Raw genomic sequence first — 24,867 nt, 5'->3', positions numbered from 1 at the left:
ATCTGCCGCTAGGCCCCGACCGGAGCAGTCGGGGTGAACACCACCGGCATCGATTCCGGGCCGCTGACGAAGTTCGCCGGGCGCAACGGCAACTGGTTGGCGTCGGCCAACCGCAGGTCCGGCAGCCGTTCGAGCAGTCGTTCGAGCATCAGCCGCAGCTCCAGGCGGGCCAGCTGGTTACCCAGACAGAAGTGGGTGCCAAAACCGAAAGCCAAGTGGCTGTTGGGGTTCCGGTCGATGCGGAACTCCTCAGGATTCTCGAACACCGCTTCGTCGAAGTTCGCCGACTCGAACATCAGCATGATCTTCTCGCCGGCCTTCAGATCGGTCCCGTGGAAGGTCGTGTCGGCAGTGAGGGTCCGGCACATGTTCTTCACCGGCGAGGTCCAGCGCAGAGTCTCCTCGATGGCGCCGGGCAACAGCGACTGATCGGCGACCAGACGCTCCCACTGATCGCGACTACGCAACAGCTGATCGGTCCCGCCCGAGAGAGTGTGGCGCGTGGTCTCGTCGCCGCCGATGAGGATCAGGAGCGTCTCCATGACGATCTCGTCATCGCTCATCTTCTGCCCCTCGACCTCGGCGTTCACCAGGATCGAGAACAGGTCGTCGGTCGGCTCGGCGCGGCGCTTGGCGATCACCTCCATGGTGAACGCGGTGTAGGCGGCAAACGTCTCCATCAGCATGTTGATGGCCGTCTCGTCGAGATGCGAACTCAGCCCGCAGACCAGGTCATCCGACCACTTCAGCAGCATCTCGCGCTCGGTGGGCAACACCCCGAGCATGTCACCGATCACCGCCATCGGCAGAGGCGCCGCGATGTCGCGGACGAAATCGCATTCCCCGCGTTCACACACCGCATCGATCAGGGTGTCGCACAGGTTCACGATCGAGGGCACCTTGTCCATGACGCGCTTGCGGGTGAAGCCGGAGTTGACCAGCTTGCGGCGCAACACATGTGCCGGATCGTCCATGTCGATCATGTAGGGCATGCCCGGCTGATCGGGCCGAATTCCGCCGGCGTTGGAGAACAGCTCGGGGTTGCGTTCGGCGTCGATCACCGCCGCGTACGTGGCGGCCGCAGCCAACCCGTTGCGATCGCGGAACACGGGCTCGTTGGCCCGCATCCATCTGTAGGCCTCCCGCGCGCCACCGTCGGCATAGAAATTGCCGTTGGTGAGGTCGACATCGGGCTTGAGCAGTACCTGGGTCACGGAATCTCCTTGGCGTCAGCAAACGTCATCTGCACATTGCGTACCGAACTGGACAACATCGCCCGTTTGGGCAGGCCCAGGGCCGCGAGTTCTTTGGCATAGGGGTGCTCCCCCAGCCGCACCGTGACCCCACCCGGGCGGTACCGCACGCCCGAAAGCCGCATCTCGCCTTCCGTTTCGCGCAGTACGCCGTCGAGATGGGAGAAGGTGGATTGCACCTGCGGTTTGGCGGTGAACCGGGACGGGACCGGGAGGCCGGGTTTGAAGTCCATGCCCACGGCCGGCTTGCCGTCGATGTTCACGTCAAAGCTGAACGGCTTATCACCACGGACCCCAGCCTGATTGTCCGCACCACGGATGGTGAAGTCCGCCAGGACCTTCGGATATCCCCAGATCTGCCTGCCGGCCTGCAGCGTGAACTCGCCGTCGACCGGGAGGTGATGCACGAAGGCGCCGGCCGAACCCAGGCCACGCAGGCCCGACGCCTCCGATCCGGGGCGGTTCACCATGACGTTGGTGCCGTACTCCAGGTACGGGCCCAGGTCACCGTCGATGTAGTGCATCAGCATCAGCACGACGATCGCGCGGTGCGGCCGGTGCCGGTACACGCGCAGGCCGCTGTAGTCGATCATCCGCTGCGCGGCGTCGGCATCGACCGAGAACATGGCCATGTGCTGTTCGGCGGTCCGGATCTGCACCGGCATCGTCAACACGGTGCCGAGCACAGTGTGCTGCGAGGCAGGAGTGGTGTCACTCACACCACTGAATCTAGACCCAGCGGTGAACAGATTTCAAGAAGTGTCTACAGAGCGGTCTACACCAGGGCGGCGAGGTCCTTGATCTGCTCGACAGAGCGGGCACCGACGACCATCATCGTCACGCCAGAGGCCTCCCAGGCCTTGATCTGCTCCTTGACGTAGTCGAGGTTACCGACGATCGCCGAATCATCGACCAATTCGTCGGGAATGATCTTGGCGGCCTCATCTTTCCGGTCACTGCGGAACAGCTTGGTGACGTCGTCGACCACCTCTGCGTATCCCATCCGGCGGTAGACCTCGGCGTGGAAGTTGGTGTCCTCAGAGCCCATCCCACCCATGTACAGCGCCAGGTGCGGCTTCATCAGCTCCATGATCGCCGGCCGGTCGTCGGTGACCACGACCTGCGCGGTGGCACAGATCTCGAAGGTCTCCCGGGTGCGCCGGGCGCCGGGCCGGGCGAATCCCTCATCGAGCCACTCGTTGTACATGCCGGCGATGCGCGGCGAGTAGAAGATCGGCAGCCAGCCGTCGGCGATCTCGGCGGCCATGGCGACGTTCTTGGGCCCCTCGGCACCCAGCATCACCGGGATGTCGGCGCGCAGCGGATGAGTGATGGGCTTGAGGTTCTTGCCCAGGCCGGTGGTGCCCTCGCCGGTCAACGGCAGCGGGTAGTGCGGGCCGTCGCTGTGTACCGGGGCCTCGCGCGCCCAGACCTGACGCAGGATGTCGACGTATTCGCGGGTGCGGGCCAGCGGCTTCGGGAACTTCGCGCCGTACCAACCCTCGACCACCTGCGGTCCGGACACACCGAGGCCGAGGATGTGGCGGCCGCCGGAGAGGTGATCCAGCGTCAGCGCGGCCATCGCACACGCGGTCGGCGTCCGGGCGGACATCTGGATCACCGAGGTACCCAGCCGCATGCGGGTGGTTTCCCGGCCCCACCAGGCCAGCGGCGTGTAGGCGTCCGAGCCCCAGGCCTCCGCGGTGAAGACCGTGTCGAAGCCCTCCGCCTCGGCAGCGGCGACGAGTTCGGCGTGATTGGTCGGCGGCTGGGCGCCCCAGTATCCGAGTTGAAGACCCAACTTCATTAGCTCGCCTTTCCACACACGGTTGAAACCATTCTTAGAACCTGTTCTACTCGATGCTGTGACCACAGGCCAAAGCAGCCCGGTGCAGATCGACAAGCATGAGCGGCCCCTCTCGGCGCCGCTGAAGCTCTCATTCGACTACACCCGTTCAGTCGGACCGCTCCTGTCCCAGTTCTTCACCGCGCTACGCGATCGACGCATCGTCGGCGTACGCGGATCGGACGGCCGGGTGCACGTTCCACCCGCTGAGTATGACCCCGTCACCTACGCGGCCCTGACCGAGGTGGTGCCGGTCAGCGCCGTCGGCACGGTGCAGTCCTGGACCTGGCAGTCGACTCCGCTGGAGGGCCAGCCACTGGACCGGCCGTTCGCCTGGGCGCTGATCAAACTCGACGGTGCCGACACGCCACTACTGCACGCCGTTGACAGCGGAGGCACGCCCGACATCAAGACCGGCGACCGGGTGCATGCGCACTGGATCGACGAACCGGTCGGTGCGATCACCGACATCGCGTACTTCCTGCCCGGGGACGCCGAAGAGTCGGCAGAATCGTCCTCCAGTCCGGATGACCGCGAACCCGTCAAGGTGCAGGTGACTCCCAGCTTCATCGAGATCCAGCACACCGCGTCCCTACCCGAGACCACCTTCCTCAAGGCTCTCCAAGAGGGCAAGCTGCTGGGAGGCCGGACGCGCAGCGGTCGCGACGGACAGCCGGGCAAGGTGTACTTCCCTCCCAAGGAGGCAGATCCCGCGACCGGTCTGGCGCTCGACGAGTTCATCGAGCTGCCGGACAAGGGCACTGTCACCACGTACGCGGTCATCAACATCCCGTTCCCGGGACAGCGCATCAAGCCGCCCTATGTCGCGGCGTATGTCTTGCTCGACGGCGCTGACATCCCGTTCCTGCATCTGGTCACCGAGATCGATCCGGCGGACGTGCGGATGGGTATGCGGGTGCAGGCGGTATGGAAGCCCAGTGAGGAATGGGGCCTGGGCATCGACAACATCGATTACTTCAAGCCCACCGGCGAGCCCGACGCCGACTACGACTCCTACAAGCACCACCTCTGAGAGAGCACCTGATGACTGATGTAGCAGTGGTGGGCTTCGCACATGCGCCCCACGTCCGCCGGACCGACGGCACCACGAACGGCGTCGAGATGCTGATGCCGTGTTTCCACAAGCTGTACGAGGAGCTCGGTCTGAAGCAGACCGATATCGGCTTCTGGTGCTCCGGATCGTCCGATTACCTTGCCGGCCGGGCCTTCTCGTTCATCTCGGCGATCGACTCGATCGGCGCGATCCCGCCCATCAACGAGTCGCACGTCGAAATGGACGCAGCCTGGGCGCTCTACGAGGCCTACATCAAGCTGCTGACCGGGCAGGTCGAGACCGCGCTGGTGTATGGCTTCGGGAAATCCTCGGCGGGCATGCTGCGCCGGGTGCTGGCCATGCAGACCGATCCCTACACCGTCGCGCCACTGTGGCCGGACTCGGTGTCGATGGCCGGACTGCAGGCGCGCGCAGGCCTGGACGCCGGAAAGTGGACGGCCGAGCAGATGGCCCAGGTGGCACTGGATTCCTACGCCGCCGGCGGCCGCACCGACCAGGAAGAGGTCACCGGGAGTATCGACGACCTGCTCTCGCGGCCCTTCTTCGCCGACCCGCTGCGCCGCCACGACATCGCCCCGATCACCGACGGCGCGTCAGCAATCGTGCTCGCCGTGGGCGACCGGGCGCGCGAACTGCGCGAAAACCCAGCCTGGATCACCGGTTTCGAGCATCGCATCGAGACGCCGATCCTGGGTGCGCGTGACCTGACCACCTCTCCCTCGACGGCGGCGTCGGCCAAGGCGGCCACGGGTGGTGATGCGAGCTCGATCGAAGTGGCCGAGATCTACGCCCCGTTCTCGCATCAGCAACTGATCCTCACCGAGGCTATCGGGCTGGGAGCCTCCACGAAGGTGAACCCGTCGGGTGGGGCCCTGGCCGCCAATCCGATGTTCTCGGCCGGCCTGGAGCGCATCGGCTTCGCCGCTCAGCACATCTTCTCCGGCTCTGCCGGGCGCGTCCTGGCGCACGCCACCAGCGGCCCTGCGCTGCAACAGAATCTCGTCGCCGTTCTGGAAGGGAAGTAACGAGGTGGCTGGCACTTCAAAGAAAAACTTGGCCGCGGTCCTGGGTACCGGGCAGACGAAGTACGTCGCCAAGCGCCACGACGTGTCGATGAACGGCCTGGTGCGTGAGGCCATCGACAAGGCGCTCGCCGATTCGGGCTCAACGATGGACGACATCGATGCCGTGGTGGTCGGCAAGGCGCCCGACTTCTTCGAGGGCGTGATGATGCCCGAGTTGTTCATGGCCGACGCCACCGGCGCGACCAACAAGCCGCTGATCCGCGTGCACACCGCCGGTTCGGTGGGCGGCTCGACCGCGATCGTGGCGGCCAGCCTGGTGCAGTCGGGCAAGTACAAGCGAGTGCTGACCATGGCTTGGGAGAAGCAGTCGGAATCGAATGCCATGTGGGCGTTGAGCATTCCGGTGCCCTTCACCAAACCGGTCGGCGCGGGCGCGGGTGGCTACTTCGCCCCACATGTGCGCGCCTACATCCGACGCTCGGGCGCGCCGAACCACATCGGGGCCATGGTGGCGGTCAAGGACCGGCTCAACGGCGCCAAGAATCCGCTGGCCCATCTGCACCAGCCCGACATCACCGTCGAGAAGGTGATGTCCTCCCCGATGCTGTGGGATCCGATCCGCTACGACGAGACCTGTCCGTCCTCGGATGGTGCCGCGGCCATGGTGATCGGCAACGAAGACGCAGCGGACGCACACCTGTCCAACGGGCATCCCGTCGCATGGATCCACGCCACCGCGTTGCGCACCGAACCGTTGGCCTACTCCGGTCGCGACCAGGTGAACCCGCAGGCCGGTCGCGACGCGGCCGCCGCGTTGTGGCGCGATGCCGGTATCACCAGCCCCATCGACGAGATCGATGCGGCTGAGGTGTACGTGCCGTTCTCCTGGTACGAGCCGATGTGGTTGGAGAACCTCGGTTTTGCCGCCGAGGGCGACGGCTGGAAGCTCACCGAGGCCGGCGAGACGGCGATCGGCGGCAGGATCCCGTTCAACGCGTCCGGCGGCGTGCTGAGCTCGAACCCGATCGGTGCATCCGGCATGATCCGCTTCGCCGAGTCGGCGATCCAGGTGATGGGCAAGGCCGGCGACCATCAGGTCGAGGGCGCCCGCAAGGCGTTGGGTCACGCCTATGGCGGTGGCGCGCAGTACTACTCGATGTGGGTGGTCTCGAGCGATAAGCCTGCGGACAAGCCGGCCTCATGACCCGCATGAAGTACACGCTCAGCGTGGCCATGGGCCCGCTCGAGCACCTGACCGGATTGGCCCGCACCGCTGAAGAAGTCGGGTTCGATTCGATCGCGTTGCCGGACTCGCTGTTCTACATGGAGAAGCAGGCCGCGGACTATCCGTACACCCCGGACGGGTCGCGGATGTGGAATGCCGAGACCCCCTGGGTGGATCCGCTGATCGCGGCCGCCTCGATGGGCGCGGCGACCTCGACGTTGCGGTTCTACACCAACGTCATGAAGCTCGGCTCGCGTAATCCGCTGCTGCTGGCCCGCCAGGTCGGTTCCGTGGCCAACCTGACCAACAACCGGTTCGGGTTCGGCGTCGGAATCGGCTGGGCACCGGAGGAGTTCGAGTGGTGCGGGGTTCCGTTCGCCAAGCGGGGCGCGCGGGTCGACGAGATGATCGAGGTGCTCAAGCTCGTACTCGGCGGCGGCATGGTCGAGTTTCACGGTGAGTTCTACGATTTCGAGCGTCTGCAGATGAGCCCGGCCCCGTCCGAGCCCGTCCCGTTCTACGTCGGCGGGCACACCCCGGTCGCCCTGAAACGGGCGGCGCGGGTCGGTGACGGCTGGACCAGCGCGATGATGACGTGTGCACAGCTGGGTGAGACCGTGACGGCGCTCAACAAGTTGCGGGCCGAATACGGCCGGGCCGATGAGCCTTTCGAGTTCCAGGCGGTGTGCATCGACAAGTTCGATCTCGACGGGCACCGCGAGCTCGCCGCGGCCGGGATCACCGACAACATCGTGATCCCGTGGATGCTCGAGGGTCTGGGCTTCGATGCCCCGTTGGAGAAGAAGCAGGACTCACTCAAGCGGTTCGCCGATACCTACATCCACTCCGGCTGGCAGGACTGACATGGCCGTCACCAACCCCGAGCACCCGGCACACCTGGCAGGCAAGCGATCCCGGGACGCAGTTGCCGCTCGGGACAAGCAGGCCTGGCTGGACAACTTCGCCGACGACGCGATCGTGCAGGATCCCATCGGGCCCTCGTTCTTCGATCCCGAAGGCAAGGGGCACCAGGGCAAGGAAGCCATCGCGGCGTTCTGGGACAAGGCCATCGCCCCGACCGACAACCTCGAGTTCAAGTTTCTCGACACGTTCCAGTGCGGCGACGAGGAAGCCAACGTCGGCAGCATCGTCACCACCATGGGCGGGCACCGGATCACCACCCCGGGTGTGTTCACCTACCGGGTGAACGACGAGGGGCAGATGGTCGCGCTGCGCGCATTCTGGGAAGTGGACCGCGCGAGCGCCGAGAAGATCTGACACCTCGCCGAAACGGCATTCCAGCAGAAGAAGTGCGAGTAGCGACCTGCTGGAATGCCGTTTCGGCGGTGGGAAAGTTAAGCCTCGGCGAGGCCCGACAGGTAACGCTGCGCCAGTTCCCGGTACGCCGCCGGGTTGCTCTGAACCCAGGTATGTGCGCCGGTGCCCGCGATCGGTCCCCGGATCTTCGCGGGCGCACCGGTGACCAACACCTCGTCGGGGATCTTGGTGCCGCCGACCACCAGCGAATGTGCCGCGATGAGGCTGCGTCGCCCGATCACCGCCCCGTCGAGCACCGTGCAGTGGTTGGCGATCAGCGCCTCCTCGCCCACGTGTGCGCCGTGCACGACACACATGTGGGCAACCGTCGCGCCGGGACCGATGTCGACCGGGATCCCCGGCGGGGCGTGCAGCACCGACCCGTCCTGAACGTTGGCGCCCTCACGGACGACAATCGGGGCGAAGTCGCCGCGCAGCACCGTGTTGAACCACACCGAGGCGCCCGCCTCGACGGTCACATTGCCGATCAACGTCGCCGTAGGGGCCACGAACGCACTCGGGTCAACCACGGGCGAACGGCCCTCGAACGAATACAGCGGCATCGTCCACATATACCGCAGGACACCGGCTCCGGCGCGACGACGCGTACCCTGAACAGTAACTATGTCGCTCACGACAATTACCCGCCCCAAGTTCCTGCTCACCATCGGTCTTGCCACGGCCATCGTCGGCACGGCCGCAGCGTGCACTCCGGTCGCTGATTCACCGAGTACGCCGTGGGTGGCCACGCCGTCCTCACCGTCCTCGACGGCGGCGCCGAAGTCGTCGAAATCCGAGGCATCCGACTACAGCCACCTGCTGCTGCAGGCCGAGGATGTCAGTATTCCGCCGGAATCGTTCACCGCGCGGTCCAGCAACGTCAATCCCGACGGTCAGTCCGGAGCCAGTGCGTTGTTCGTCAACGCCGACGACACCAGGGCGATCGCCGACACAATCCTGATCTACCCGGATGCCGCCACCGCGTCGGCAACGCTCAAGCAGGCCTCTGCGGCCGTCAGCACGATGGTCACCGGCGGGCAGCCGCAACCGGTGCCGGTGGGTTCGAACGGCACCGTCATCTCGGGGACCGCACCGGACGGCTCCAAGGCGGTGACGCTGTTGATGTACACCCAGGGCCGCGCGGTGGTACGCCTGGAGTTCGACAGCAACCCGGACGACCCGGTGCCGCCGCAGACGGTGGCCAGCGTGGGACGCATGCAGCAGATCGCTCTGCGAATCGGACTTCCGGAGCGAGAGTAGAAGCCGTTCACGACGGGTATGCCCCAGGTCACGCCTGAATTATTGCCAGGAGGGTGCCAAAAACTGTAACGTGTTCTAGTTAAGAGCACCGATACGGGAGGCCCACCGTGACTACCGAACATGCCGGCATCAGAGAGATCGACACCGGCGCCCTGCCAGACCGCTACGCGCGGGGTTGGCACTGCCTGGGACCGGTCAAGGACTTCCTTGATGGTCAGCCGCACTCTGTCGAGATTTTCGGCACCAAGCTGGTCGTGTTCGCCGATTCCCAAGGCGATCTGAAGATCCTCGACGGCTACTGCCGGCACATGGGCGGTGACCTGTCGCAGGGAACCATCAAGGGCGACACCGTGGCCTGCCCGTTCCACGACTGGCGCTGGGGCGGCGACGGCAAGTGCAAGCTCGTCCCCTACGCCAAGCGCACCCCTCGTCTGGCCCGCACCCGGGCCTGGCACACCGACGTGCGCGGCGGTCTGCTGTTCGTCTGGCACGACCACGAGGGCAACGACCCGCAGCCCGAGGTGCAGATCCCCGAGATCCCCGAGGCCGCCAGCGACGAGTGGACCGAGTGGCAGTGGAACTCGATGTTGATCGAAGGCAGTAACTGCCGCGAGATCATCGACAACGTCACCGACATGGCGCACTTCTTCTACATTCACTACGGACTGCCGACGTACTTCAAGAACGTCTTCGAAGGGCACATCGCCTCGCAGTACCTGCACAACGTGGGCCGTCAGGACATCGGCGGCATGGGCACCCAGTACGGGGAGTCCCACCTGGATTCCGAGGCGTCCTACTTCGGTCCGTCGTTCATGATCAACTGGTTGCACAACAACTACAGCGGCTACAAGGCCGAGTCGATCCTGATCAACTGCCACTACCCGGTGAGCCAGGATGCCTTCATGCTGCAGTGGGGCGTCATCGTCGAAAAGCCCAAGGGCATGGACGAGAAGACCACCCAGAAGCTGGCCAACGCGATGACGGACGGCGTCAGCCAGGGCTTCATGCAGGACGTCGAGATCTGGAAGCACAAGACCCGCATCGACAACCCGCTGTTGGTCGAAGAGGACGGCGCCGTCTACCAGATGCGCCGCTGGTACCAGCAGTTCTACGTCGATGTCGCGGACATCACGCCCGACATGACCGACCGCTTCGAGATGGAGATCGACACCACCGCGGCCAACGAGAAGTGGCATGTGGAGGTTGAAGAGAACCTGAAGGTCCAGGCCGAGCAGAAAGCGGCCGAGAAAGAAACAGCGCAGTCCTGATGACGACACGCAACGAGCGGAGCCAGGCGCCGGATGTCGACGACCTGGCCCGCTCGATGCTGCTGTTGCACGGCGCGCATGACGACGACGATCATCACGCCGGCAGCGGCGGCAACGAAAGCGAATCATGGGCAGGGACGTGGGCGAAGGCACCGGATTTCGCCTCCGATCCACAGCGCGCCGCCGCGGTCCGCGAATCCAGCGCACGCGACCGCGAGCGCTATCTGACTTCGGGCCTGGTCTCGGTGGACTGCCGGTTCTGCCACGTGGCGGTGCAGGTGAAGAAGCTCAGCGCAGAACACACCTCGGTGCAGTGGAATTCCGAGGCGGTGCGACGTTGTGCGACATTCGAGGAGATCCGCTCCGCCGGTGGGGATCCGGCCCGGGCCCGGTCATGCCCGCGGCTTGCCGACAGTATCAAGCATGCTGTGGCCGAAGGGTGCCTCGAAGAGGTGTCCTCGGCGCCCTCCCCCGGCGACGGCTGACGGCCGGTTTCCCTTGCGCGAGCAGACGTAAAGCTGCCCCTTTTCCGAGGAAAAGGGGCAGCTTTGTGTCTGCTCGCGGGAGAGATTACAGGCCCTGGAACCGCTCCTTGACCGCCTCGTCGGTCAACCCGTAGTCGGCCAGTGAGTAGCTGTGCTTCGGCGCCCGCGGCCCCTGCTGGCTGGCGGTGTGACTGTCGACCATCGCCTGGCGGGCGGCATCGGTGAAATCCAGCCCGAAGGTGCGGTAGATGCCTTCCACAGCGCCCACCGGGTCCTTGACGAACTCGAAGTAGTCCACATCGCAGAACTGGGCCGGATCGTGCTTGGCCCGTTCGGTGTTGAACAGCTCCAGACCGCGCGACCAGGTTTCCATGGCATCTTCGCCGATCACGTTGCCGGTGAAGGTGTTCGACCAGCCGGCGGTGGTGTGCTGCGACAGCGAACACATCGAGGCCATGATGGTCTCCGCCGGCCGGTGGCATTGCACGACCAGCGCGTCCGGATACGTCGCGAACAGCGCGTCGAGGGCGAACAGATGGCTGGGGTTCTTGAGCACCCAACGCTTTTCGGGTTCGTTGAGACCGATCAGCTGCAGGTTCTTGCGGTGCCGCTGATACGACTTGGTCCAGTCCTGGCGCGCCAGCCACTGTGAGTAGGTCGGCACATGCGCGAGCGTCTCGTAGGACACCGAGTGCAACGACTGCCGCAGCAACTGCCAGCATTCCTCGACCTCGTCGGCGGTCATGAAATGCAGACCGGTGTAGTCGGGATTCTCCTCGTGCGCCTGCTTGAACCGGGCATCGAGTGCACTGAAAACCGGGTTGTCCGGCCAGGTTTCCCGCGGTGGCCGCGGCTGCGGGAACTCCGCCAGCCACATCTCCAGCCCCTGATGCGCGGGATCGGCAGTGAGCAGGCGGTGGATCACCGTGGTCCCCGTGCGCGGCAGGCCGGTGACGAAGATGGGCCGCTCGATCGGCACTTCGGCGTGCTGCGGGTACTGCGTGAACGCCGCGTTCGACACCAGCCGGGCCACCAGAGCATTGCGCGTGAAGAAGCGCTGCATCTTGCTGCCGAGTTCGGTCAGATCAGCGTCACGCTGGTAGGACTCCAGCAGCACCCCGAGCGCTTCGATGTAGTTGTCGTCGTCGGTGCCGAAATCCTCCAGCCCGCAGGCCTTTACCGCCGAGGCGTGCAGATCCTCGATGGTGCCCACGTTGGTGCGCGGGTTACTCATGCCTTGTATTCTCCGCAGTTCACGTCAAGAGCCTGGCCGGTGATGCCGCTGGACAGATCGCTGGCCATGAACAGGATCGCGGAGGCCACCTCGTCCTCGGTCGGCAGCCGCTTGAGGTCGGACCCGGCGGCCGACGCGTTGTAGATCTGTTCCACGGTGGTGCCGTACTTCTGCGCCTGATGGTTGAAATACCCCTCCAGGGTTTCGCCCCATATGTAGCCGGGCAGCACCGAGTTGACCCGAATACCGTTCTCTCCCAGCTCGGTTGCGAGAGTCTGCGACATGGACAGCAGGGCCGACTTGGCCATCTTGTAGGCGCCGTACTTGGCCTGCGAGTGCCGCACGACCATCGAATTGACGTTCACCACTGAGCCTTTGGCAGCTTCCAGGGCAGGAGTGAAGCCCTGGGTCATGCGCAGTGCGCCGAAGACGGTCAACTCGATCGCGTCCCGCATGTGCTCGAAGGTGGTTTTCGCGAACGGCTTCATGGACGGCACCCGGAATGCGTTGTTGATCAACACGTCGGCCTTGCCGTACTCCTCCATCGTGCGGGCCACCACGTTGGCGACCTGTTCATCGTTGGTGATGTCGGTGCCCACCGCGAGCGCGCGACGGCCCAGTGCCGTCACTTCCTTGGCCACGTCCTCGAGCCGCTCCACCGTGCGGGCGGCCAACACGAGGTCGGCACCGTTCTCCGCACAGCGGCGGGCCAGCGTCGTGCCGAGCCCGGGCCCGACCCCACTGATCACCACTACCTTGCCATCGAGCAGTCCGGCCATCGGTCAGCCCACCATCCTTTCGCCAATAAGCTTCTGACGCAGCGCAATCCGCGCCCGCCAATCGTCGTCGGAAATCTTGTTGCTCTCAAAGTACGGCAGCTTCTCGGCCACGGAACCGATGTCCACCAACTCTGCGGTCGGCCCGTCCTCGGCGCTCAACTCGCGTGACACCCGCTGCCAGCGGAACTGCAGATATCCCTTGCCGTGGCCCAGCGTCTCGCACCAGTTGGTTACCCCGGGATTGTTCTCGGACACCACGATCCGGATCTTGCCATCCGGGTCGGCTTGCGCCTGGGTGCCGTTCAGCGAGGTCTGGTGGTTGATGTAGTCGAGCGAGATGTACCAGAGGCTACCCAGCTGGAAGCCCAGGTAGGGCGCATCCGACACCGGCAGCGTGAGGATCATCGCCTGATCCGGTGTCATGTCGTAGTGCCCGACCGACGAGTACTGGGTGGCGAGCCCACCTGGAGTCAGGCGGGGCGCGGTAACTGTATTGACGGGCAGGTTGTCGTAGAACCACTTCGGGAACTGCAGCCACGTCTTGACGCGCTGCACGAGCTGCTTACCCGCAGTGGCGTAACGCTTCTCGATGAGCTCGCGGGTCAGCGGCGCCGGCGCGGTGCCGGCGGTGTCGGTACGCGAGATCGCGAAGGTGCCGCGCTGCGCCGACCAGTCGTTGTAGACCTCCCGGATCACCAGCTGCGAGGGCGTGGCCGGGGTGAACCGCCACTCGAAGGTACCGTCGGCGGCGATGTCGAGCTTGCGATCGTCGAACGCGGTCTCACTGTCCGGCACGTTCTCGTCGGTGTACTCCCCGCCCAGCAGCTGGAAGCTGACGTCGGTGGTGGTGCCCCGCCGCCCGGTGACGACGTACTCGTGGCCGGGCTGAACCCGGGTGCCGAAGTACATGGTGTCGGGATTGTCCAGCCCCATCTTGGTGAACGGCCCGGTTCCGCTGTGCAGGAACGGGTGTTCGCGGTCGTAGTCGAATGCGACGTGCGTGCACGCAGCGATGCATCCGGCCAGGTACTGCAGACCCTCGAGGAGATCGGCCTCGGTTTCGATGAAGGGCGCGGTGGTCACCAGGTGTTCTGCCTCGGCAATGGCATCGGCCAGCGGTTGTGAGTACATCCAGCATCTGCTCTCTCGGTCCAATATTGGACCGCAGTGGTAGAGTTTCCTACCCGACACTAGAACGCGTTCCAATTCGAGTCAACGCCCGATTGCCGCCAGGAGGACCGATGTCAGACGCCGAGTCGGCCGGCCGCGCTTCACCACCTACCGCCCGGGTGGTGGCCATCCTGGATTTCCTGTCCCGTCATCCGCAGGAGCGGTTCGGGCTCTCCGAGCTCACCCGAAGAGTGCAACTGAGCAAGCCGACCTGCCTGGGCATCCTCAGCACCCTGACCGAATCGGGCTACCTGATCCGGGACGACGCAGACAAGACATACCGCCTCGGCCCGAGCCTGATCTCACTCGGCCAGATGGCCCAGGAGTCGATGCGCATCAACCCGGCGGCCCGCGCCGAGTTACGTGCGCTGTCAGCCGCCTTCGACACCTCCGCAGGCCTGACCGCCGTGGTCGATGACCGGATCACCGTCCTGGAGCTGGTCGGCCCACCGGGCCGGGACCCCGGAGTGCGGGTGGGTCAGAGCTATCCGTTCGCACCGCCCGTCGGCCTGATGTTCGTGCTGTGGGACGACGACGCCCTGCGCGCCTGGCTGGCCAAGGTGCCGACCATTCCACTGCGCACAGAATCCACCCGACTGCAGCGGGTGATCGAAAGCTGCCGCACCGACGGATATCTGGTGGAACGACTGACCCCGGGGGGTCGCCGGCTCTACGCGCTCATGGCAGGGATGTCGACCAATCTGCCCGACGAACTGCGCGCGCTGCTGAGCGAGTTGGTTTCCGACATCGGCGAGCGGGTGTATCTGCTCGACGAGGGACCCGGCGGCCGAGCGCCGCATGACATCAGCGTCATCTCCGCGCCGGTGTTCGACCACTATCAGCGTCAGGTCATGGCGGCGTCACTGCACATCGGAACGGCCTTGACCGACAATGAGATCGGCGACCGCGCCCGCGCTCTCGTGGCAACGGCCGACGCATTGACCCATCAGCTCGGCGGAACAAAACCGACGTACTGACGAGCTCAGAAGTTGTTGCAGGTGTCGAAGACCGTCTGCAACAAGCCCAGATAAGGCTGGTTGGCCGGCTGAGCGGCGATGCCCTCGGCCATTCGCTGGCGCTGATCCCGCGGCGCCTCCAGGAACTGTCCCAGAACCGATTGCACTGCCGGCGATGCGCCGGCCATGGGACTCTGCGCATTGAGCGCGCCCATCACCTGTGAATAGCTACAGGTGGTGTTCACAGCGGAATCAAGCCTGGGATCTGCAGACGCGACACCCGCGCCGGCAGAAAGGGATGTTGCCAAAGCACCGACGGCGACTGCCACTTTGATCGGCGATAGTTCAATCATGCGTGAAGACCTCCTCCCCCCGATGCCCGGACTCTACCCGCCCAAAGTGAATACTCTTGGGGTTTTGGCAATTTGCTGCGCGGGCCACAAATTAGGTCATTTGCCCAATTCGGCGATGTGTCGGTGCGGCTCAGAACAGGCGCAGACAAATCAGCGTTCGTCGGGCGGAAGCATTAGCGAGCGCGCCACCGGCCGGGGCGCCGTGTCTCTCAACAACGCGCTCGCGGGCCGCTGACGCACCTGCTGCGGCCACCAGAACCAACGTCCCAGCAGCGCGGCGATGGACGGCGTCATGAGCGCCCGCACCACCAAGGTGTCCAACAGCAGGCCTATGCCGATCGTGGAACCCACCTGGCCGATGATCCGCAGATCACTCACCACCATCGACATCATGGTGAATGCGAAGACCAGACCCGCGGCGGTCACCACTTTGCCACTACCGCCCATGGCTCGGATGATGCCGGTGTTGATTCCCGCGCCGATTTCTTCTCTCATCCGCGACACCAACAGCAGGTTGTAATCGGAACCGACGGCCAAAAGGATGATCACCGACATCGCGAGCACGAGCCAGTGCAGGTCTATCCCGAGAATGTGCTGCCAGATCAGCACCGAGAGCCCGAACGCCGCACCCAGCGAAAGTGCCACCGTGCCAACGATGACCAGCGCTGCGATCAGGCTGCGCGTCACCAGCAGCATGATGACGAAGATCAGACACAGAGCAGCGACTCCCGCGATGAGGAGGTCGTAGGTCGAGCCATCCCGCATGTCCTTGAAAGTCGGTGCGGTACCGGCCAAATAGATCTTGGCGCTCTCCAACGGAGTGACCTTCAGTGCTTCTTCGGCCGCTTTGACCACCGCGTCGACCCGCGAGATGCCTTCAGCTGTCGCCGGGTCCCCCCGGTGCGAAATGATGAATCGGGCCGACTTACCGTCCGGTGAGAAGAACAGGGTCATCGCGCGCTTGAAGTCCTCGTTTTCGAGGACTTCCGGCGGCAGGTAGAAGGAGTCGTCGTTTCGGGCGGCGTCGAATGCCTGACCCATCGCGGTGGCGTTCGCGCTCATCTCGTCCATCAACGCGAGGGTGCCGGCCATCGTGCTGTGCATGGTCAGAATCCCGGCCCTCATCGCCTTCATGCTCGCGATCATCTTCGGGAACTGCGCCATCAGCTGGGGCATCAGCACATCGAGCTTGTCGGTCTCCTGACTGAGCTCACGCAATTTGTCAGAGACCGAATCGACCCCGTCGATCGAGTCGAACAAGGATCTCGTCGACCAACAGAACGGGATGTCGAAGCAATGCGGTTCCCAATAGAAGTAGTTGCGGATCGGCCGGAAGAAGTCGTCGAAATCCGCGACGTGGTCCCGCAGCTCATCCGTGACAGCTTCCAATTCGCGCGTGTCCTCCGTCATCCGATGTGTCGTGGTGGCCATTTGCTGACCCACACCGTAGAGCCGCTGCGTGATGTTGATCATCGTGGTGATGTCGTCTGCCTGCTTCAGCAGGTCCTTCATGCGGTCCTTCTGGAACGGCACGACCTGTTTCTGATTGGCGCTCTGCAGGCTGAGCAGGAACGGTATCGAAGTCCGGTCGATCGGATTGCCCTCAGGCCGGGTTATCCCCTGCACACGCGATATGCCCGGGACAGCGAAGATCCCCTTCGCCACCTTGTTCAAGATCAGCAGATCCGACGGATTGCGCATATCGTGATCTGCTTCGAGCATCAAGATGTCGGGGGTCATCCGGGACTGCGGGAAGTGTCTCTCCGCAGCCGCATAGCCGACGTTGGCAGGGATGTCGCCGGGCACATACAGACGGTCGTTGTAGCTGGTCTGGTAGGCCGGTAACGCCAACAACCCGGTCAGCGCGATGGCACACGCGGTGACGAGAATGGGTGCCGGCCAGCGGACGATCGCCGTCGCCAACCGCCGCCAGCGCCGGACGATGATCTTGCGTTTCGGTTCGAAGAGCCCGAACCGACCTCCCACCGCGAGCACGGCGGGAACCAGCGTCAGTGCGACCGCGACCGCGACCACCATGGCGACCGCGGTCGGGACACCCATGGTCTGGAAGTAGGGCAGCCGGGCGAAACTCAGACAGAAGATGGCTCCGGCGATGGTCAGCCCGGAGCCGAGGACGACCTTGGCCACACTTCGATACGTGGTGTAGAAGGCGGTTTCCCGGTCTTCGCCGGCCTGCCGCGCCTCCTGATATCGGCCGAGGAAGAATATGCCGTAGTCGGTTCCCACGGCGATGCCCAGCGACACCAGCAGGTTGACCGCGAACGTCGACAGCCCGATGACCTGGTGCAGGCCCAGGAACGCGACCACCCCACGAGCGGCCTGGACCTGGATACCCACCATGAGGAGGAGAAGGACCGCGGTGACCAAAGAACGGTAGACCAGCAGGAGCATGGCAAGGATCACCACGAGGGTGACGATGGTGATCTTGATGATGGACTTGTCGCCGGCATGGTTCATGTCTGCGACCAACGGTGCGGGGCCGGTGACGTAGGCCTTCACTCCCGGCGGAGACGGTGTGCGCGCCACGATGTCGCGGATTGATTCCACGGACTCGTTCGCCAGGGATTCGCCTTGGTTACCAGCCAGATTCAGCTGGACATAAACCGCCTTGTCGTCTGCGCTCTGGACCGCCGGTGCGGTGAGCGGATCGCCCCAGTAATCCTGCACGTGCTGCACGTGTCGGGTGTCGGCCTTCAACTGCCGTATGAGGTCGTCGTAGTAGGCGTGTGCCTCGTCGTCGAGAGGTTGTTGACTCTCCACGACGATCATCGCCACACTGTCGGAATCCGATTCGCCGAAGTTCTTGCCGATGCGCTGCATCGCATGGAACGACGGGGCGTCCTTGGGGACCAGCGACACCGAATACTGCCGGCCGACCTGTTCGAGCGACGGGATGGCGAAGGTCGCAATCGCGACAAACACCAACCAGCCGAGGATGATCGGCACCGCCAACCGGTGAATGATCCTCGCGATACGCGGTGGCTCGTTGCGTCCCACGGGTCAGCGTTCGTCGGGGTTCAGCAACAGGGAACGGACCAGCGGTCGAGGCCCGATGGGCCGCAGCAGCGCACTGGCCGGTCGCTGTCGGACGTGCAACGGCCACCAGAACCACCGGCCCAGCAGGGCTGCGATGGACGGCGTCATGAACGCACGGACGATCAACGTGTCGAAGAGGAGACCGATACCGATGGTCGAACCGACCTGGCCGATGGTGCGCACATCGCTGGCCAACATCGCCAGCATGGTTGAGGCGAACACCAGACCGGCGATCGTCACGACCTTGCCGCTGCCCGCCATGGCGCGGATGATGCCCGTATTGATGCCCGCCTGGATCTCCTCTTTCATCCGGGACACCAACAGCAGGTTGTAGTCGGAGCCGACCGCCAACAGGATGATGAGCGCGATCGCGAGCACGATCCAGTTCAACTGAATGCCGAGAATGTGCTGCCAGATCAGGACAGACATGCCGAATGCCGCTCCGAGTGACAGGGCGACCGTTCCCACGATCACCATTGCGGCCACCAGACTCCGGATCATGATCAGCATGATGATGAAGATCAGACACAGTGCGGCGATTCCGGCGATCAGGAGGTCATAGGTAGACCCGTCCACCTGATCTTTGGCCATCGCCGAGCTGCCGGTCAGATAGAGCCTGGCGTTCTCCAACGGTGTTCCCTTGAGTGCCTCCTCGGCGGCAGTCCGGATCGGTTCGACCCGCGAAATGCCTTCGGGTGTCGCCGGATCCCCTCGTTGCGAGATGAGCAGACGCGCCGTCTTCCCGTCCGGCGACAGGAACACGTCCATCACTCGCTTGAAGTCTGCGTTCTTGAACACGTCAGGCGGGATGTAGAAGGAATCGTCGTTCTGGGCGTCGTCGAAGGCTCGGCCCATAGCCGTTGCACCATCGGACATCTCGTCCATCTGTGCCAGGATCCCCGCCATCGTGCTGCGCATCGACAGCATCATGGTCCTGGTGCTCTCCATCGTGGCGATCATCGCTGGGAACTGGGCGATCATCTGCGGCATGAGCAGGTTGAGTTGATCGAGGTTGCCGATCAGCTGGTGCATGGAGACAGTCAGCTTGTCGACACCGTCCAGCGCCTCGAACAACGATTTGATGGACCAGCACAGCGGGATGTTGAAGCAGTGCGGTTCCCAGTACAGGTAGTTGCGGAGGGGTCGCCAGAAGTCGTCGAAATCCGCCATGTGGTCCCGCAACTCGAGCGTGGTGTCTTCGAGTTCGTGTGTCTTGCCGACCAGACTGTTGGTCGTGACGGCGAGTTGCTGCATCAGGCCGTACATGCGTTGCATCGTGGCGATGGTCTTCGAGATCTCGTCGGCCTGGGTGAGCAAGTCGTTCATACGGGCCTTCTGGAACGGCAAGAGCTGCAGCTGGCCGGCATTCGAGGAGCTGATGATGAACGGAATCGTCGTGTGCTTGAGGGGAGTACCCTCCGGCCGGGTCGCGGCCTGCACGCGGGCCACCCCGGGAACGGCCAGCACGCCCTTGGTCAGCTTGTTCAGCACCAGAAAATCTGCCGGGTTCCGCATGTCATGGTCGGCCTCGACCAGCAACACGTCGGGCGAGGCCATCAGCGACTGCTGAAAATGCCGGCCCGCGGCCTCATATCCGGCGTTGGCGGGAATGTCCTTGGGCAGATATTTCTGGTCGTTGTAGCCGGCCTGATAGGCGGGCAGCGCCAGCAAGCCGATCAGTGACACCGCGCATGCGGCGACGAGGATGGGCGCTGGCCAACGGACGATCGCCGTGCCGATGCGTCGCCATCGACGGGCGATGATCTTGCGCTTGGGCTCGAACAACCCGAATCGGCTGCCCAGCGCCAGAACCGCCGGGATCAGCGTCAACGCCACCGCCACCGCCACCACCATGCCGAGGGCACATGGGATACCGAGTGTCCGGAAGTAGGGCAACCGAGTAAAGCTGAGGCAGAAAACCGCGCCGGCGATGGTCAGACCGGATGCCAACACCACCTTGCCGACGCTGCGATACGTGGTGTAGAAGGACAATTCCTTGTCCTCACCGGCCTGACGCGCCTCTTGGTAGCGGCCGACGAAGAAGATGCCGTAGTCAGTTCCGGCTGCAATACCCAGAGTCACCAGAAGGTTGACCGCATACGTGGACAGGCCGATGAGGCCCTGATCGCCGAGAAGTGCCACCACGCCGCGGGCCACCTGCAATTGGATGCCCACCAGGAACAGCAGGATCACGGCCGTGAAGATCGAGCGGAAGAAGAACAGCAGCATCGTCAGGATCACTGCCAGGCTCAGGCCCGTCACCAGCAGAACGGTCTTGTTGCCGCTCGCGCTCAGGTCGGCGACCATCGCCGCTGGCCCGGTGACATAGGCCTTTACCCCCGGCGGGGGTGAACTGCGTTCGACGATGCCCCGGACCGCTTCCAGGGACTCGTTCGACAGTGGCTGGCCGAGGTCGCCGGCGAGCCCCATCTGGACGTAAACGGCCTTGTTGTCGGCGCTCTGGGCCGCGCCTGCCATGAGCGGGTCGCCCCAGAAATCCTGCACATGCTGCACGTGGGCCGGGTCGGCTTCCAGCTGGCGGATCAGATCGTTGTAGTACCGGTGCGCCTCGTCACCGAGGGGCTGCTCGCCCTCGAGCACGATGATCGCCGCGCTGTTGGAGGTGGCCTCGTGAAAGTTCCTCCCCATACGTTGGACCGCCTCGAACGACGGCGCGTCGCTGGGGATCAGCGATACGGAGTGCTCCTTCTCCACTTGCTCCAACGGAGGTACTACGGCACTCAGGACATATGCGATCACCACCCAGCCGAGGATGATCGGCACCGCGAGCGTGCGGATCATCCTCGCGATGAACGGCGGTTTGGCCCCTGGGGTCGCACCCGGCGTCGGGTTCGGGGGCGGGCTCGTGGTGGGGCTGCTCATGCGGCCTTCAAAAGACAGTAGGTGAAGGCACTTTCGCCGTTCTCGACTCTTTCCGACTTCACCTTGTCATCGATGATGATGCGGCAGCCGATTCTGTCGCTGTCGCCCTGCGCGATGACGTTGACCATCGAGGTGGCCTCGCTCATCGGGAACTTCAATGACCATGGCAGGCTTGCGCCTTCGACGAACTGTGGCTCGGCGTCGACGTCGAAATAGCTGATGTTGGCGACAGTCCCAGGCGGACCGAATACCTCGTACACCAATTGCTTGGGGTCGTAGGGCTTGCGCTCCTCGAGCTCGGTGTCGGCATAAGCAGGGCGCGTCTCGGAGCCGAAAACTTTATGCAGCCGAAGGACGGTAAATCCTCCGGCACCCAGGACCACCAATATCAACAGCGGAATCCAAACCCGCTTCAGAACCCCCACGTTCAAGTACCCCCTGAATCCGCGGTCTAGTCCGGACCATCCACGCCACAGGAGCCGGCGAAGTACATCGACCGCGATCCTCGGCGAGGCATCGGCAACACTGATGCGGTTGGCATTCGAACCCAGCCGGGCGCTGTGGTCACGGCAGACACACGGTAACTCGGGCAGGACAGTTCGAACCTGACAAGTAGATCATTCAGGCCACCTCCATATCGGTCCATTCCCAAGGTGATACGGGATCGTAATCCATATCGCGCACCGTCGAAGCGGGAACGGAATTTAACGCAGCTAATAGTCTGGCATCCCTGGGCAATCGCTGCGGGACGGCTGTGGGTCTGGGTCATTTCGCGGTTTCTACGCACGGCCGCAGGCTTCGACGAGGAAGAAGTCCAGAATTGCAGCGTTCACGGCATCTGGCCGTTCCAGAAAACCGAGGTGACCGGTATTGGCGATTTCAAGATATCGCCCGTTGGGCAACGCATCTGCCACCTCCGCTCCCAGGTGCGGCGGCATCACGAGATCGTCGGCAAATCCGATGACGAGAACGTCGGTGGCGATTGTCCGGTAGGCGGGTCGCCGATCGCTCTGCGGCGCGACGCCGTATTGGGCGCGAATACCTGGTGTCACCTTCGCCGGCCACCTCGTGAACATGTCGATCCAGTCACGTACGGCTTCCTCATCATTCAACGTCCTCGGTGAAAAGCTTTCAAGCAAGCGTAGTTTCGCATCGTATGTGGCGGGCAACCGCACCCCCGCACCGGCCAGATCCTCTTCAGCCGTGCGGAAGAATTCCCGCGTGCGGTCGTGACGGGCCCGCGTTGCCATCAATGCGGCCTGCCGTACCAATTCGGGGCGGGAAAGCATCAATTCTTGTGCGATATATGAGCCCATCGAGACCGCCACCACCCGGACGGGTCCGAGATCGAGTCCTTCGATCAGCTCGGCTGTGTCAGCAACCATCGTGGCCGAACTGAAGCCGTTGGCGTCCGACGTCGCACCCACGCCTCTGTTGTCGAAGGTGATCACCCGATATCCCGCTGCGCGGAACGCGGGTACCTGATGGAGATCCCAGGTCCGCCCTACCCCGCCTTGACCGGCGATGAACAACACGGGCTCCCCGTCGCCGCCGTGATCGGCATAGGCAAGGTTCACGTTCCGTTCCCCGACAGACACTCACGCTTCCAGCCTGGCGAATTCGCCCTGCCGGTACTGGTCGACGCAGGCCGCACGCCGGACCTTGCCGCTCGTGGTGATCGGGATCGAACCTGGAGGTACCAGAACAAGATCGGCCACTCCCAGGCTGTGGGTGTTGAAGATGGCCGAGGTGACATCGCGCTTGACCGCAGAAATTTGCTCGGCGGGGCCGTCGGCCGATTCCGACCGCCTTCTGAATTCGACGATGACAACCAGTTTTTCGGTAGCGCCGTCCGGGACCGCGATGGCTGCACACCGGCCCCGGCTGATCTCCTGGATGGTGGCCTCGATGTCGTCGGGAGAGTGATTACGCCCGTACACGATCAGCAGATCCTTGATCCGGCCGATGACGTATAGCTCGTCATCGAACATGAACCCCGAATCCCCGGTGCGCAGCCAGGGGCCTTCTGGCGTGCCCACTGCCGCAGCAGCAATCCGCGCGCCGAAGGTCGACTCGGTTGCATCCGCCCTGTTCCAGTAGCCACTTGCGACGTTGTCGCCATATACCCAGATCTCCCCGACGGTTCCGGGCGGACACTCGGTGTGGGTCTCGGGTTCGACGATCCTGATCGTCGGCGAGACCGGGATGCCGTAACTGACCAGCGGGGTGCCTGTTCCGTTGTCGCAGCGCTGCGCGGTGCCGGCGGTCAGCGGTTCGGATTCGAAGCGCACGATCGCCGGCGGCTCACCCGCTTCGCGGGTTGCGATGTACACCGTGGCCTCAGCCATCCCGTAGGAAGGCCGGATCACCGCCGGGTCAAGGTTGAGCCTGGCGAACCGCTGGGTGAAACGCTCGAGCGTGGCGGGGTGCACCCGCTCACTACCGGTGATGATGACGAGAATCTGAGAGAGATCAAGCCCGGTCATGTCCGCGTCCGATGTCTTGCGCACCGCCAGTTCGAACGCGAAGTTCGGTGCGGCCGTGTAGGTACGGCCGTTGGTCGCGAGCATCTGCATCCACCGTGCGGGCCGTTGCAGGAACGCCACCGGGCTCATCAGCACGGCGGGTACTCCTGCCAGCACCGGCCCGCAGACTCCGAGGTACAAACCCATGTCGTGATAGAAGGGCAGCCACGACACGATGGCCGAACCCTCCGGTACGACATTTCCGAAGTCCGCGAAGTAACCGGACATCAGCTGTTCAAAGTTGGCCAAGAGGTTTCGGTGCGACATCATGACCCCCGCCGGCTGACGGGTCGAGCCGGATGTGTACTGCAAATACGCGGTATCCGTGGGATTCTCGCTGTGTGATCCCGGCCCGCCGACAGCATCGAGGTCTAGAGTGTCGACTTGGACGATCGCCGGTGCCGACAGGGAATTCGCCTTGAGGTAGTCGGTGACCGCATCAACGACCGCAGACGTCGTCAGGATGACCGAGGGCTCCGCATCCTGGAGTACCGAACTCACCCGCTCGTCGCTGACACCGCCCATGGGAACCGCCAACGGAACCGCGATCCGGCCCGCCTGCAGCGCACCGAAGAAAGCGACGATGTAGTCCAACCCCTGAGGCGCCAGGATGAGCGCGCGGTCACCGGGTGAGCCGAATCTACTCAGCTCCCGCGCCACGTTGCACGCACGTCGATACAGCTGGGAGTACGTCAGGCTCTCTGCCGACCCGTCGGAATTATGTTCATAGTCAACAAACGTCATCGCCGTGTCGTCACCCTGCAGACCCGCCCGCTCCTGCAACAACGTCAAAATGGATGCCTCGCCCACGGGAGTCAGGGTATCGCGGTAAGCGTGCCGAGATATCCGGATCAGCCAGCAAACTAAATTTGAGTAGCCTTATGAATCACATCCACGTCATTCCGCGCCAACGTGCCGAAGTGAGCGAAACAGTGCAACGAAAGCCGCGAAACGCCTCTGATCTTGACTGTTGAGGCTTGAGCAGGAGAAAGACCCCGAAGTAGTTGAAATCGCCTGCATCTCGCCTGTGGATTGATCGGATCGCGAGACAACTTTGCGCAGCGAACATACTGTTAACGTTTGTGAGCGCCCGCGACGGGCGTTGAGCCGCTAATGGACGCTCGCTACCGGCGATCAAATTCTGCGGCTCGGCGTT

22 protein-coding genes are annotated in these 24,867 nt (G+C 63.9%); 9 read left to right on the top strand and 13 right to left on the bottom strand.

The genetic code is table 11. The annotated features are described in order from the left end of the window. Positions 1-8: 8 nt before the first annotated feature. The 3 genes from AC4LGL_RS01120 to AC4LGL_RS01110 all read right to left on the bottom strand — a co-directional run bounded on the left by AC4LGL_RS01120 (position 9) and on the right by AC4LGL_RS01110 (position 3,060). Positions 9-1,214 (bottom strand): cytochrome P450, encoded by a 1,206-nt coding sequence (locus tag AC4LGL_RS01120; protein WP_491837242.1) that lies wholly within the window; start codon positions 1,212-1,214, stop codon positions 9-11. Beyond that, positions 1,211-1,918, bottom strand: a complete 708-nt coding sequence (locus tag AC4LGL_RS01115; RefSeq protein ID WP_491837550.1) for an acetoacetate decarboxylase family protein — start codon at positions 1,916-1,918, stop codon at positions 1,211-1,213. Before AC4LGL_RS01115 ends, AC4LGL_RS01120 begins: the two co-directional genes overlap by 4 nt. 110 nt (positions 1,919-2,028) lie before the next feature. After that, positions 2,029-3,060 carry an LLM class F420-dependent oxidoreductase gene (locus AC4LGL_RS01110; protein WP_491837241.1) on the bottom strand — a complete coding sequence of 344 codons (1,032 nt, stop codon included), beginning with the start codon at positions 3,058-3,060 and terminating at the stop codon, positions 2,029-2,031. A 58-nt stretch (positions 3,061-3,118) separates the two neighbouring features. On the opposite strand from AC4LGL_RS01110, the gene AC4LGL_RS01105 reads away from it, so the two are divergent. From AC4LGL_RS01105 to AC4LGL_RS01085, 5 genes are read left to right on the top strand one after another with little or no spacing between them, the layout of a single operon-like run. Next, a complete protein-coding gene (locus tag AC4LGL_RS01105; RefSeq protein WP_491837240.1) occupies positions 3,119-4,132 on the top strand; it encodes a Zn-ribbon domain-containing OB-fold protein in 1,014 nt (337 codons plus the stop codon). Positions 4,133-4,143: 11 nt separating this feature from the next. Continuing rightward, a complete protein-coding gene (locus AC4LGL_RS01100; protein ID WP_491837239.1) occupies positions 4,144-5,199 on the top strand; it encodes a thiolase family protein in 1,056 nt (351 codons plus the stop codon). 4 nt (positions 5,200-5,203) lie between these two features. After that, on the top strand, positions 5,204-6,403 hold the full coding sequence (locus tag AC4LGL_RS01095) for a thiolase family protein (protein WP_491837238.1): 1,200 nt from the start codon (positions 5,204-5,206) through the stop codon (positions 6,401-6,403). Between the two features lie 5 nt (positions 6,404-6,408). Beyond that, positions 6,409-7,287 (top strand): TIGR03619 family F420-dependent LLM class oxidoreductase, encoded by an 879-nt coding sequence (locus tag AC4LGL_RS01090; RefSeq protein WP_491837549.1) that lies wholly within the window; start codon positions 6,409-6,411, stop codon positions 7,285-7,287. 1 nt (position 7,288) lies between these two features. Beyond that, positions 7,289-7,702, top strand: a complete 414-nt coding sequence (locus AC4LGL_RS01085) for a nuclear transport factor 2 family protein (RefSeq protein WP_491837237.1) — start codon at positions 7,289-7,291, stop codon at positions 7,700-7,702. A 77-nt stretch (positions 7,703-7,779) separates the two neighbouring features. On the opposite strand, the gene AC4LGL_RS01080 is transcribed toward AC4LGL_RS01085, so the two are convergent. Beyond that, positions 7,780-8,304, bottom strand: coding sequence for a gamma carbonic anhydrase family protein (locus tag AC4LGL_RS01080; protein WP_491837548.1), 525 nt, complete (start codon positions 8,302-8,304; stop codon positions 7,780-7,782). Between the two features lie 61 nt (positions 8,305-8,365). On the opposite strand from AC4LGL_RS01080, the gene AC4LGL_RS01075 reads away from it, so the two are divergent. The 3 genes from AC4LGL_RS01075 (at position 8,366) to AC4LGL_RS01065 (ending at position 10,754) form a co-directional block, all read left to right on the top strand. Further along, the gene (locus AC4LGL_RS01075) at positions 8,366-9,001 is read left to right on the top strand and encodes a hypothetical protein (protein ID WP_491837236.1); all 636 of its coding nucleotides are present in this window, start codon (positions 8,366-8,368) and stop codon (positions 8,999-9,001) included. Positions 9,002-9,108: 107 nt separating this feature from the next. Beyond that, entirely contained in the window at positions 9,109-10,269 is a 1,161-nt protein-coding gene (locus AC4LGL_RS01070) for a 3-ketosteroid-9-alpha-monooxygenase, oxygenase component (RefSeq protein ID WP_491837235.1), read from the top strand. Further along, a complete protein-coding gene (locus AC4LGL_RS01065) occupies positions 10,269-10,754 on the top strand; it encodes a hypothetical protein (RefSeq protein WP_491837234.1) in 486 nt (161 codons plus the stop codon). Before AC4LGL_RS01070 ends, AC4LGL_RS01065 begins: the two co-directional genes overlap by 1 nt. Before the next feature lie 85 nt (positions 10,755-10,839). Here AC4LGL_RS01065 and AC4LGL_RS01060 read toward each other — a convergent pair whose 3' ends face one another. The 3 genes from AC4LGL_RS01060 to AC4LGL_RS01050 are packed head-to-tail and all read right to left on the bottom strand — an operon-like array spanning position 10,840 to position 13,898. Further along, positions 10,840-11,988 carry a sulfotransferase family protein gene (locus AC4LGL_RS01060; RefSeq protein WP_491837233.1) on the bottom strand — a complete coding sequence of 383 codons (1,149 nt, stop codon included), beginning with the start codon at positions 11,986-11,988 and terminating at the stop codon, positions 10,840-10,842. After that, on the bottom strand, positions 11,985-12,767 hold the full coding sequence (locus AC4LGL_RS01055; RefSeq protein ID WP_491837232.1) for an SDR family oxidoreductase: 783 nt from the start codon (positions 12,765-12,767) through the stop codon (positions 11,985-11,987). Before AC4LGL_RS01055 ends, AC4LGL_RS01060 begins: the two co-directional genes overlap by 4 nt. Positions 12,768-12,770: 3 nt before the next feature. After that, a complete protein-coding gene (locus AC4LGL_RS01050) occupies positions 12,771-13,898 on the bottom strand; it encodes a hypothetical protein (RefSeq protein WP_491837231.1) in 1,128 nt (375 codons plus the stop codon). A gap of 110 nt (positions 13,899-14,008) precedes the next feature. On the opposite strand from AC4LGL_RS01050, the gene AC4LGL_RS01045 reads away from it, so the two are divergent. Continuing rightward, positions 14,009-14,914, top strand: coding sequence for an IclR family transcriptional regulator (locus AC4LGL_RS01045; RefSeq protein ID WP_491837230.1), 906 nt, complete (start codon positions 14,009-14,011; stop codon positions 14,912-14,914). A gap of 5 nt (positions 14,915-14,919) precedes the next feature. Here AC4LGL_RS01045 and AC4LGL_RS01040 read toward each other — a convergent pair whose 3' ends face one another. The 6 genes from AC4LGL_RS01040 to AC4LGL_RS01015 form a co-directional block, all read right to left on the bottom strand. After that, the gene (locus AC4LGL_RS01040; protein WP_330220075.1) at positions 14,920-15,138 is read right to left on the bottom strand and encodes a hemophore-related protein; all 219 of its coding nucleotides are present in this window, start codon (positions 15,136-15,138) and stop codon (positions 14,920-14,922) included. Positions 15,139-15,396: 258 nt separating this feature from the next. After that, complete coding sequence (locus tag AC4LGL_RS01035) at positions 15,397-18,264, bottom strand: MMPL/RND family transporter (protein WP_491837229.1); 2,868 nt, start codon at positions 18,262-18,264, stop codon at positions 15,397-15,399. 3 nt (positions 18,265-18,267) lie between these two features. Beyond that, positions 18,268-21,186 carry an MMPL/RND family transporter gene (locus AC4LGL_RS01030; RefSeq protein ID WP_491837228.1) on the bottom strand — a complete coding sequence of 973 codons (2,919 nt, stop codon included), beginning with the start codon at positions 21,184-21,186 and terminating at the stop codon, positions 18,268-18,270. Next, the gene (locus AC4LGL_RS01025; RefSeq protein WP_064884913.1) at positions 21,183-21,602 is read right to left on the bottom strand and encodes an MmpS family transport accessory protein; all 420 of its coding nucleotides are present in this window, start codon (positions 21,600-21,602) and stop codon (positions 21,183-21,185) included. Before AC4LGL_RS01025 ends, AC4LGL_RS01030 begins: the two co-directional genes overlap by 4 nt. A gap of 363 nt (positions 21,603-21,965) precedes the next feature. Beyond that, entirely contained in the window at positions 21,966-22,763 is a 798-nt protein-coding gene (locus tag AC4LGL_RS01020) for an alpha/beta fold hydrolase (RefSeq protein WP_491837227.1), read from the bottom strand. A gap of 21 nt (positions 22,764-22,784) precedes the next feature. Next, complete coding sequence (locus tag AC4LGL_RS01015; RefSeq protein ID WP_491837226.1) at positions 22,785-24,521, bottom strand: AMP-binding protein; 1,737 nt, start codon at positions 24,519-24,521, stop codon at positions 22,785-22,787. Between the last annotated feature and the right edge of the window lie 346 nt (positions 24,522-24,867).

The sequence above is a fragment of the Mycolicibacterium arcueilense genome (assembly GCF_058536225.1).
Note: the sequence above shows the minus strand (reverse complement) of the source record. Positions and strands in the feature narration are given on the sequence as shown.

Bases quoted from the DNA above. Each gene is read 5' to 3' on its own strand.
- AC4LGL_RS01075 (WP_491837236.1), top strand. From the start codon at position 8,366: ATGTCGCTCACGACAATTACCCGCCCCAAGTTCCTGCTCACCATCGGT.
- AC4LGL_RS01060 (WP_491837233.1), bottom strand. From the start codon at position 11,988: ATGAGTAACCCGCGCACCAACGTGGGCACCATCGAGGATCTGCACGCC.
- AC4LGL_RS01100 (WP_491837239.1), top strand. From the start codon at position 4,144: ATGACTGATGTAGCAGTGGTGGGCTTCGCACATGCGCCCCACGTCCGC.
- AC4LGL_RS01085 (WP_491837237.1), top strand. From the start codon at position 7,289: ATGGCCGTCACCAACCCCGAGCACCCGGCACACCTGGCAGGCAAGCGA.
- AC4LGL_RS01115 (WP_491837550.1), bottom strand. From the start codon at position 1,918: ATGCCGGTGCAGATCCGGACCGCCGAACAGCACATGGCCATGTTCTCG.
- AC4LGL_RS01050 (WP_491837231.1), bottom strand. From the start codon at position 13,898: ATGTACTCACAACCGCTGGCCGATGCCATTGCCGAGGCAGAACACCTG.
- AC4LGL_RS01090 (WP_491837549.1), top strand. From the start codon at position 6,409: ATGAAGTACACGCTCAGCGTGGCCATGGGCCCGCTCGAGCACCTGACC.
- AC4LGL_RS01080 (WP_491837548.1), bottom strand. From the start codon at position 8,304: ATGCCGCTGTATTCGTTCGAGGGCCGTTCGCCCGTGGTTGACCCGAGT.
- AC4LGL_RS01110 (WP_491837241.1), bottom strand. From the start codon at position 3,060: ATGAAGTTGGGTCTTCAACTCGGATACTGGGGCGCCCAGCCGCCGACC.
- AC4LGL_RS01030 (WP_491837228.1), bottom strand. From the start codon at position 21,186: ATGAGCAGCCCCACCACGAGCCCGCCCCCGAACCCGACGCCGGGTGCG.
- AC4LGL_RS01045 (WP_491837230.1), top strand. From the start codon at position 14,009: ATGTCAGACGCCGAGTCGGCCGGCCGCGCTTCACCACCTACCGCCCGG.
- AC4LGL_RS01065 (WP_491837234.1), top strand. From the start codon at position 10,269: ATGACGACACGCAACGAGCGGAGCCAGGCGCCGGATGTCGACGACCTG.
- AC4LGL_RS01055 (WP_491837232.1), bottom strand. From the start codon at position 12,767: ATGGCCGGACTGCTCGATGGCAAGGTAGTGGTGATCAGTGGGGTCGGG.